Here is a 9,352-nt window from a genome sequence, read left to right as displayed (position 1 = left end):
GACTGCATTGGACACAAATGTGATTTTGTTTTCCTTTCTTCTTGCCGTTTTTACGGATATGGGTTGATTTACATTCAGGGCATTGCATAAATTATTCCTCCTATTCATACTCTAACTCAGCAACGCCATATTTCACTCGCAATGACATAATTTTGATATTACTCACGCTCTTCTTCAACTTTTTGCACATCAATCGCCCCTTCCCGAAAAGGACAACCCTTGCAAGAATGAAGCCTCGAAACTTCCTCGGTGTTTAAAACTCTCTCCAGAGGACAGCGCAACTCTTCCTCTTCTTTTTTGTCAAAGCAGATGTGAAAACCCACCAAACCAACAGTCAGCACTAGCCCCGCCGAAGAATTGAGAGCACCGATTACAGTACCCACAACCGCTTCTGCAATCATCCATCCATGCTGTTTCGACAATCCCATAAATCATTCCCAAACTCAACTAAATTGAGTATCAAATTTCGGGATACCCGAATGCCAAAGAATGGCTGCAACTCTGCTATACTAGGAATTAGGGATATTTGGGACGCTCATTCGGTATCGGGAATCCCGAAACTTTTTTAGCAACTTATTTTGAAAATCTATGCCCAATCTGGGAGAAGGCGATAAGTCTTGGCAGCGAGTCAAGGATTTGGTGGAGGCGCTGCTAGATTATAAGTTAAATAATAAAAATGACATCTCTAATCTCCATGCCGAATGGACAGGTAAGACTACCGACTTGTACGTCACGACGACCCTGGAAGCCCTGCGCCACTTGCTGAAAGATAAAAATGCCTTAAATGCCTTCAAACCAAATAAGACAACATCTGACAAGCAAGTTAGAATGTATATCGGTGAGGTACTTAATAATTATCTCGACGAAAATCTGAAAATTCTGAAGAATCACATCCCGAAGCCGAAAAGGCGGGGCAATTCAAATAGGATTTTTACTCTAAATTTGTGGAGTCAAAAGGACAAAGCAAAGAATTTAGAAGAGTTGGCAAAAGTTTGGGGCGGTACACCAGATAACAGCAGGCAAAATAGTGAGGGCAAAACTGAGAAGGATAATGTGCCCGCAGATTCCCCTCCCGATAAATCAATCCGGGTGGCTGTTTCTGAGATACCTCAATCGGTGCCTGTGTGGAAAGGGCGCGATGAATTGGTGGCAAAATTAACTGCTAAATTAGTACAAATTCTGCCCGATGGAAGTTCGCCCCCGAAAGTATTGGCGATAGTCGGGCAAGGCGGCATGGGCAAAACGAGTTTGGCAATCAAACTTGTGGAAGGATTGGGGATAAATTGGCAGCATTCTGTTTCTCAAGCAGGGAAAAGTTTGCTGGCGGGCGGTTATGAATGCGTGATGTATTTCAAGGTACAGGAAGGAACCAGTTTTGATGATGTGGCTGGGTTTCTGTTAAGTGAAGGTTTGGGAATTCCGGGGGCGGTGGAGTTAAAAAAGCCTGAAGAAAAGATTGCGAAAATTATGATGGGTTTGCAACAAACTCGCTGTCTGTTGATACTCGATAACCTGGAAGATATTTTGCATCCGGCGGTTGAGGCGGGAAATCCTGATTGTTTGGATTCGTCGCAGGTACATCGAACTATTTCACCGGATTGGGGTAAGTTGTTGAATGCTTTGGTTTATCAGCAGCACCAATCGCAAATGATTTTGACCAGCCGGGAAGTGCCTGGAGATTTGGCTGATACCCGCTATCCGGGTTTAGCGCCGGATGCCGAATTGGTGCATATTGAAGTGTTGCAAGGTGTGGATGAGAAGGCGACTGTGGAGATTTTGCAGCGACAGTTGACCGATGAATTAGCTGATTTGCAGTGGATATCTCGGCGGGTTGAAGGTCATCTTTTTTTATTAACTCAATTGGTGGCTCTTGGCAAGGGAAAACCGGGATATTTGCGGAAGCATCCTGAATTGGTAACGAAGAAGATGGAACTGATTTTGCGAGAACAAATGGTAAGGCAAAGTGCAGCGGCAAGAGATTTGTTGTGTCGGATGTGTGTGTTGCGAGTGCCTATAGATGTGAGGGGTTTAACTTTTTTGCGGCTGTATACGGATGATTATGAAAAAGATATCCGCTTTGAAGTAGCAGCAATATTAGAAGAACCTGCTGAGTTGACAGATGCAGAAATTGAGGAGACAGCAGCAATTTTAGAGCGATTAGTAGGTGCGAGTTTGGTGCTGTGTCGCTATGACGAGGAGAAATGTGAGGATTTTTACGATTTGCACCGGGTAATTGAGGAATTTTTGCAAGGGGAATATGAACGGGAATTGCCACAACTGTTGGAAAGTATTTATAAGTTTTACTGCACTGGTAAAAATGTGAAAAATCCTCAAACTTTAGCAGATTTACAATCAGTTCTAGAAGCTCAACATTTTGCCTTTAGGTTGGGAAATTATGGAGAAGCTTATTCTTTAATTCCAAATGAATATTTAAATCGGTGGGGATACTGGAATTTATCAAAAGAATTGCACGAGCAAATTTTACCTTATGTTGAAGGATATAGGCGGTCTTATTGTTTGAGGGAAATCGGTGCAATTCATCGCAATTTTGGGAATTGGGATTTAGCAGAAAAATATTTTAAAGATGCGCTATCAATCGCACAAGAAGATGATAATAATCAGAGCGGGATTGCTACTTCATTAGGGATGTTGGGAGATATCGAGCGAAATCGTGGCAATTGGGAGGAAGCAGAGCGACTTTACCGGCAAGCTTTGGCATTGAGGACAGAATTGGGCGATCGCGAAGGGATAGCATATTGTTGGGTATCGTTGGGATATATCGAGCAATGTCGCGGCAATTGGGAGGAAGCTGAGCGACTTTACCGGCAATCTTTGGCATTGAGGACAGAATTGGGCGATCGCGAAGGGATAGCAACTTCTTGGGGAGTGTTGGGAGATATCGAGCGAAATCGTGGCAAATGGGATGAAGCAGAACAGTTCAAGCGACAGTCTTTTCAGTTGCGACAAGAATTAGGCGATCGTGAAGGTATGGCAATGTCTTTGTGTGCTTGGGGAGAAATCAAACACGCTAGGAGTGATTTTTATGCTGCTGAACAACTTTATCAGGAGTCTTTACAGATAAGACAAGAATTGGGTGATACTGCTGGCATAGCTATTGTAAAAGGTTGTCTTGCTAAGAATAAAGTTACTCAAGGAAATCTCGAAGAAGCAGAACAGCTATTAATTGCAGCTTTTGCAACAATGCAAGAACTGAATATGTCATACGAAATTGCCGAAGCTAACTACGATTTAGCACGACTCCACCGCAAGCGCGGCAACACAGAAGTTGCTCAACAAAATTACGATACAGCACATCAAATATTTCAACAATTGGGAGCGGTCAAGGATGTTGAGAGAATCGAGAAAGAATGGCACAGCATTGATTAGAAAAGGAGAAACCCGGTTTCACCAGGCCTCACGCGCCTAGTCCAAGAAACCGGGTTTCTATGAGAATTTACGCCTCCTCACGAGATTGTCTGAAGAAACCCGGCTTCTGAGTCTCGCGCGGAGTCTCCAGAAGGATTATCGCGTGAAATCGCTATCAAGAATCTGGCAAATCTCCCAGCAGACGTTGTGCTAATTCTAAAAATTGTTCTGCATGACCAATTAATTGATTAACCTCATCTTCTGTAATTGCCGAATCGATATCATAGTCACCCTGATTTCGCAAATTTTGAGCAGAAATTAAATAACGGTGAAACTCCACCGGAACTCTGCCTGTCCGAGCAAAATCTCTACCAAATGCCGAAATCACAGCAGCATGACTGGAGAAACTTAAACCCTCACCCAGCAAGAAAGCTTCGGCAACATAAAACATGGTGTAATAAGCGCGCGATGCTGCAAAGTCAGGAAGTGCATTAGCTACTAATAACCTAGCTGCCCGCAAGCTTTCACCTGCTTTTGTTAAAAGAGCAATTTGTTCTGGTATCAAATCGGTACTCCTTCTCTGCGAACATTTAGAAAGAAAGGACTTTTCTCTTGCTGAAAACGTATGGTCGAAGCAAAAGCACTAGAAATTACTACAGTTTTATCTAAGCATAAAGCGGCAATAAATTCACTGGTGCGAGCGATTTCTAGGCCAGCATGAACTTGCCCGTTCAACACAACTAAAATGTCAATATCAGAATCTGGTTTGGCATCTCCTCTAGCTTGGGAACCGTAGAGAATTAACTGCACGAGTCTTTCGCCGTAAACTTCGTGAAAGTAGTGGCGGAGTTCTGCTAAAATTTCGGGTAAATTATCGTTCATTTAGATTCGCTATGTTTAGGTGTAATATCAATTCCGGCTGCGCCGGAACGATATAGAGGAGACGGCAGTGCCGTTTCCCTACCGCGATTAATTGTAGGGACACGGCACTGCCGTGTCCTCCGTTTATATCATTTTAACCGATCGCCTTTTTGATCAAATCCAACTTGCCCTTATAGGGAGCATACCGCCATTGCAACTCCAGCCAGAATGACTTTTGCAGCACACTCTTGTAATGCGAAAAAGTATCAAAACTCGCTTTCCCGTGATAACTCCCGATGCCGCTTTCCCCAACTCCCCCAAACGGTAAAGTTGTGACACCAACCTGCATTACGGTATCATTAATACAAACTCCCCCCGAAGAAGTTTCCCGCAAAACTCGTTCTTGTTTCTCCTTATCCTTCGAGAACAAATACAAAGCTAACGGTTTGGGGCGCGCGTTGATTTGGGCGATCGCCTCCCCGAAATCCTCATACTCCAAAACAGGCAAAATCGGCCCGAAAATCTCATCCTGCATCACCGGTGAATCCCAGGAGATTTTATCTAAAACAGTCGGTGCAATATACTTGTTTTCTGGGTCAGTTTGCCCGCCAATCACAATTTCTCCATCTTTGAGAAACACACTCAAACGCTCCAATTGCCGCTGATTGATAATCCGCGAATAGTCGGGACTGATTTGTGGATTGTCACCGTAAAATCCTTGAATTGATGTTTTAATTGCTTCCATTAATTGCGGCTTGACTTTCTTGTCTACCAAGAGGTAATCTGGAGCAATGCAGGTTTGTCCGGCATTGATGAATTTGCCCCAAGCAATGCGTTTTGCCGTGTGTTCAATCTGAATATCTGAATCGACAATGCAAGGACTTTTGCCGCCTAATTCTAATGTTACTGGCGTCAGGTGTTTGGCGGCGGCTTCCATCACGATTCTGCCGATTTTTGTACCGCCTGTAAAGAAGATGTGGTCAAATCTTTCGGCTAGCAATTGTTGGCTGACTTCCACGCCTCCTTCGACGGCTGCTATGTAGGCGGGATCGAAGATTTTGCCAATCATGTCGGCGACGACGGTTGAGGTGTGGGAGGCGATTTCTGAGGGTTTGAGGATGGCGCAGTTACCGGCGGCGATCGCCCCGACTAACGGTGATATCATTAACTGGAATGGATAGTTCCAAGGCCCGATGATTAAAACTACGCCTAAAGGTTCTGGGAAAATGCGGGCTGATGCGGGGAATTGGTCGATCGAAGTTGGTACTTTTTTCGGCTTTACCCAGGATTTGAGGTTTTTGATGGCATAATTGACTTCTGCGATCGCAGCAATTTCAAAGTATGCCTCAAACTCTGGCCGATTCAAGTCAGCCTTGACAGCATCGACGATTTGTGATTGATTAAGTTCGATCGCACTTTTAAGTTTCTTCAGTTGTTCAATCCGAAAATCCACATCTTTAGTTTTCCCAGTAGCAAAAAATTGGCGTTGCTCCCGGATCGTATCGCTGACACTCAATAGCATATTTTCTCCTGTATCTATACATAAATGTTACAATAAAAAAATGAAAATTTCCAAAAGCCATCTTTTATATTCCTGCTTGTCATTGCTTTGCTTGTTCGCAGTTACAAGCTGCAATTCGAGTTCTCAAAAACAAGTTGTTATTTGCTCAAAAGACTTTAGCGAACAAGTCATCCTTGCAGAAATTTTAGCACAGCACATCGAAGCCAAAACAGATATTAAAGTAGAACGCGAACTCAACCTCGGAGGCTCGCTTTGCCATCAATCCCTAACAGCAGGAAAAATCGACTTGTACGTCGAATATACGGGTACAGGTTTTACCAACATTCTCAAACAAAAGCCGATTTCTGACCCCAAAAAAGTCCTCGCTTACCTCAAACAAGAATATCCCAAACAGTTTAAAGCCGAATGGACTGAACCCCTGGGATTTAATAACGGTTTTGCGATTATTGTGCGGGGAGACGATGCCAAAAAACTTAACTTGCAAAATCTCTCGCAATTGGGTAAAGCTGCACCAAAATTGCGCGCTGGTTTCGGGCCGGAATTCAAAGATAGAGAAGATGGATTTCCCGGATTGGCTAAAACTTACGGGATTAAATTTGCGGAAGAACCGAAGGAGTTGCTGTTAGGATTGCTTTATCAAGCACTGCAACAAAAAGAAGTAGATGTGATTGCTGGAGGCACAACCGATGGTTTGATTCAAAGTTTGGGTTTGGTAGTGCTCAAAGATGATAAGAACTATTTCCCGCCCTATGAAGCTGTGCCGGTTGTGCGATCGCAAATTTTGGAAAAATATCCCGAATTGCGTCCAGTGCTCGCAGAGTTGGGCGGCAAAATCTCCGAGGAAGATATGCGCCAACTCAACTATCAAGTTGATGGGAAACAGCAGGATGCCGCACAAGTAGCGCGGCAGTTTTTGCAGCAAAAATTGGGTGAGTCCAAGCCTGCAACTCCGGCGAAATAAAGGCACGAATTATGCAAAAAATGGTTGGATATCATGTCGAGCAAAATATCAACTATAGGTTTGTAGTGAGGACTTTAGTCCTTCTTTTTGCGGACTAAAGTCCTCACTACAAACCTACAATCGGGTGCGTCTCGAAGGAGACCGGGCGAATATAATTCGCGTCTATACAAGCACTCACGTGACGGGAGCAGGTTGAAGAACGAACGGTTGAAATTATGTTACCTTCTTTACACCGCGGAGGCGGACGAAAGTTTGTATAGGCGCGGTTTCAACCGCCGTCTTTCTTAAGTTCCTTCACTCAGCTTCACTCAGCCTCCGCAAATTCAAAATATCGCTCATATTTTTAATCTGCATACAAGTCCGCTCGAACTGTTCTTTATCCTGGATATCCATGCACAAGTCAATTAATGCCGGCAATCCTGGATATGTTTTGACTTGAGCGCTGCGGACGTTCACTTTGTTGTCTTTTAAATGCGATAATACATCATTGAGAACTCCCACTCGATCGAGCGCTTCGACTTGAATGTTAACCGGATAAGTATTGGGGCGAGATTCATTGCGGTTGGTGGAATTCCAACTCACAGGAACTAATCTATCACCCGGTACACTCTCAACATTTGAACAGCCTTGGCGGTGAATCGAAATTCCTCGGATGCGAGTCACTACTCCAATAATTGATTCGCCGGGAATCGGACAGCAACAGCCGGCTAAATGATACAGCAATCCTTCTACACCTGCGATCGGCGATTTGCTCGGAGATGAACTCGGTACGGGTTTGGGTGTCGTCGATGCAGGTATTTGCACGGGGGATTCCTGGGTTCCTCCGGGTGCAGCTTCTATTTTTTGCTGCACTTTTACTAAATCTCGCAGGCGATTTACTACGAGATTTAGCGTGACTTCGCCGTAGCCCAAACCAGCGATTAAATCTTCGACGCTGTGGTAGTTGCACCGCTGAGCTACTGATTGCATTGGCCCTGATTTGAGCAAGGATTCTAGGCCGTTTTTGCCTAATTCTTTTTCCAGTAATTCCCGCCCGCGAGCGAGATTTTCATCTCGGTGCGATCGCTTTAACCACTGCCGAATTCGGTTTTTTGCTCCGTTTGTCTTGACAAAATTCAGCCAGTCGGAGCTGGGATGGCCGTTTTTTTGGTTCAAGATTTCTACAATATCACCATTCTTTAAAACCTTGTCTAGTGTCACCATCCGCCCGTTGACTCTGGCGCCGGTGCAGCGATTGCCTATTTCTGTGTGAATGCGGTAGGCAAAATCTACGGGTGTCGATCCGCTGTTGAGGGCAATTACGTCTCCGTTAGGAGTGAAAACGTAGATATCTTCGTCGAATAAGTTGTCTTTAATGCTTTGTAAATATTCGCGATCGTCTTTGAGATCTGTTTGCCATTCTAGCAGTTGCCGCAGCCAGGTAAATTTTTCGTCGTCGCCGGTAACTGTTGTGTTGGAACCGCCTGTTTCTTTGTATTTCCAGTGGGCTGCTATGCCGTATTCGGCAATGTGGTGCATTGCTACGGTGCGAATTTGGACTTCGATGGGGCGGCCGCTGGTGCCGATTACTCCGGTGTGCAAAGATTGATAGCGGTTGGCTTTTGGTAAACCGATATAGTCTTTAAAACGGCCGGGAATCGGGCGGAATGAATCGTGGACGATCGCCAATGCGCGATAACAGTCATCATTAGTTTCTACTATGATCCGCACCGCAGCAATATCGTACACTTGGTTAAAGCCTTTTTGCCGGCGCTGCATCTTCCCATAAATCCCGTACAAATGTTTGGGACGGCCGCTGACTTCGTAGCATTTAATGCCTAGATTGTCAAGCCTGTCTCGCAAACAATCTGTGACTTCTGCAAGTTGGGTTTCTCGATCGCCCCGCTTGACTGCCACCAAGTCCTGAATTTCGCGGTAAGCTTCCGGTTCCAAGTATTTAAAGGCTAAATCTTCCAATTCCCACTTAAAGCGCCCGATACCCAAACGGTTCGCCAGGGGAGCAAAAATATCTCGGGTTTCTAGGGCAATGCTGCGCTGCTTTTCTTCGGACAAATGCTCCAAAGTCCTCATATTGTGCAGCCTGTCTGCGAGTTTGACGACAATCACGCGAATATCTTTAGCCATTGCTAGGAACATTCGGCGGAAATTTTCGGCAAGGCGCTCTGTTTTGCTGGAAAAATTAAACTTAGAAAGCTTGGTGACGCCTTCGACTAACTGTCGCACTTCTGCCCCAAACCGCTGTTCTATTTCTTCGAGAGTAATATCTGTATCTTCCACAATGTCATGCAGGAAACCAGCGGCAATCATGGCGCTGTTTCCGCCCATATATCGCAGTATTCCAGCTACAGCTACGGGATGGCAAATATAAGGTTCTCCAGATTTGCGGTACTGTCCTTCGTGCAAGTCGCGCGCAAATTCAAAAGCCCGACAAATTAAGCCGTTGTCCGTCGTACAATTGGGATTTGGGGCTTCGTCAGGTTGCGATCGAGCATTCAGACATTCTTGCAGCCAATCGGGAACTATGCAAGGATCGATCGCATTCGAGGGAGTCAGAGTGTTTGCGTTCATGGGGTACACCTTTAAAAATTAGAAATACAAATGGTTAAATGCCAGTTTTCGGTTGAATTGCCGAAATTATGTGT

General features: G+C 44.8%; 7 protein-coding genes and 1 pseudogene. 2 read left to right on the top strand and 6 right to left on the bottom strand.

The window, feature by feature from the left end; translation table 11 throughout:
- A pseudogene (locus QZW82_RS26110) lies at positions 1-88 on the bottom strand (IS1 family transposase); the annotation flags it as partial.
- 70 nt (positions 89-158) lie between these two features.
- Positions 159-428 carry a hypothetical protein gene (locus QZW82_RS26105; RefSeq protein ID WP_293155105.1) on the bottom strand — a complete coding sequence of 90 codons (270 nt, stop codon included), beginning with the start codon at positions 426-428 and terminating at the stop codon, positions 159-161.
- Between the two features lie 160 nt (positions 429-588).
- Here QZW82_RS26105 and QZW82_RS26100 point away from each other — a divergent pair, with 160 nt between their 5' ends.
- On the top strand, positions 589-3,387 hold the full coding sequence (locus QZW82_RS26100; protein WP_293155102.1) for a tetratricopeptide repeat protein: 2,799 nt from the start codon (positions 589-591) through the stop codon (positions 3,385-3,387).
- Positions 3,388-3,541: 154 nt separating this feature from the next.
- Here the strand turns inward: QZW82_RS26100 and QZW82_RS26095 are convergent, their stop codons facing one another.
- The 3 genes from QZW82_RS26095 to QZW82_RS26085 all read right to left on the bottom strand — a co-directional run bounded on the left by QZW82_RS26095 (position 3,542) and on the right by QZW82_RS26085 (position 5,749).
- A complete protein-coding gene (locus QZW82_RS26095) occupies positions 3,542-3,931 on the bottom strand; it encodes a HEPN domain-containing protein (protein ID WP_293155100.1) in 390 nt (129 codons plus the stop codon).
- Positions 3,928-4,248 (bottom strand): nucleotidyltransferase domain-containing protein, encoded by a 321-nt coding sequence (locus tag QZW82_RS26090; protein WP_293155098.1) that lies wholly within the window; start codon positions 4,246-4,248, stop codon positions 3,928-3,930. Before QZW82_RS26090 ends, QZW82_RS26095 begins: the two co-directional genes overlap by 4 nt.
- A 133-nt stretch (positions 4,249-4,381) precedes the next feature.
- Positions 4,382-5,749: an aldehyde dehydrogenase gene (locus tag QZW82_RS26085; protein WP_293155095.1), complete on the bottom strand. Its 1,368-nt coding sequence runs from the start codon at positions 5,747-5,749 to the stop codon at positions 4,382-4,384.
- A 40-nt stretch (positions 5,750-5,789) separates the two neighbouring features.
- Here QZW82_RS26085 and QZW82_RS26080 point away from each other — a divergent pair, with 40 nt between their 5' ends.
- Positions 5,790-6,710 (top strand): glycine betaine ABC transporter substrate-binding protein, encoded by a 921-nt coding sequence (locus QZW82_RS26080; protein WP_293155091.1) that lies wholly within the window; start codon positions 5,790-5,792, stop codon positions 6,708-6,710.
- A 294-nt stretch (positions 6,711-7,004) separates the two neighbouring features.
- Here QZW82_RS26080 and QZW82_RS26075 read toward each other — a convergent pair whose 3' ends face one another.
- Complete coding sequence (locus QZW82_RS26075; RefSeq protein WP_293155088.1) at positions 7,005-9,278, bottom strand: bifunctional (p)ppGpp synthetase/guanosine-3',5'-bis(diphosphate) 3'-pyrophosphohydrolase; 2,274 nt, start codon at positions 9,276-9,278, stop codon at positions 7,005-7,007.
- Between the last annotated feature and the right edge of the window lie 74 nt (positions 9,279-9,352).

The sequence above is a fragment of the Microcoleus sp. bin48.metabat.b7b8b9.023 genome (genome assembly GCF_013299185.1).
Lineage (GTDB): Bacteria > Cyanobacteriota > Cyanobacteriia > Cyanobacteriales > Microcoleaceae > Microcoleus.
Note: the sequence above shows the minus strand (reverse complement) of the source record. Positions and strands in the feature narration are given on the sequence as shown.

Coding starts and splice junctions, on each gene's coding strand:
- QZW82_RS26080 (WP_293155091.1), top strand. CDS start 5,790: ATGAAAATTTCCAAAAGCCATCTTTTATATTCCTGCTTGTCATTGCTT.
- QZW82_RS26105 (WP_293155105.1), bottom strand. CDS start 428: ATGGGATTGTCGAAACAGCATGGATGGATGATTGCAGAAGCGGTTGTG.
- QZW82_RS26090 (WP_293155098.1), bottom strand. CDS start 4,248: ATGAACGATAATTTACCCGAAATTTTAGCAGAACTCCGCCACTACTTT.
- QZW82_RS26085 (WP_293155095.1), bottom strand. CDS start 5,749: ATGCTATTGAGTGTCAGCGATACGATCCGGGAGCAACGCCAATTTTTT.
- QZW82_RS26100 (WP_293155102.1), top strand. CDS start 589: ATGCCCAATCTGGGAGAAGGCGATAAGTCTTGGCAGCGAGTCAAGGAT.
- QZW82_RS26075 (WP_293155088.1), bottom strand. CDS start 9,278: ATGAACGCAAACACTCTGACTCCCTCGAATGCGATCGATCCTTGCATA.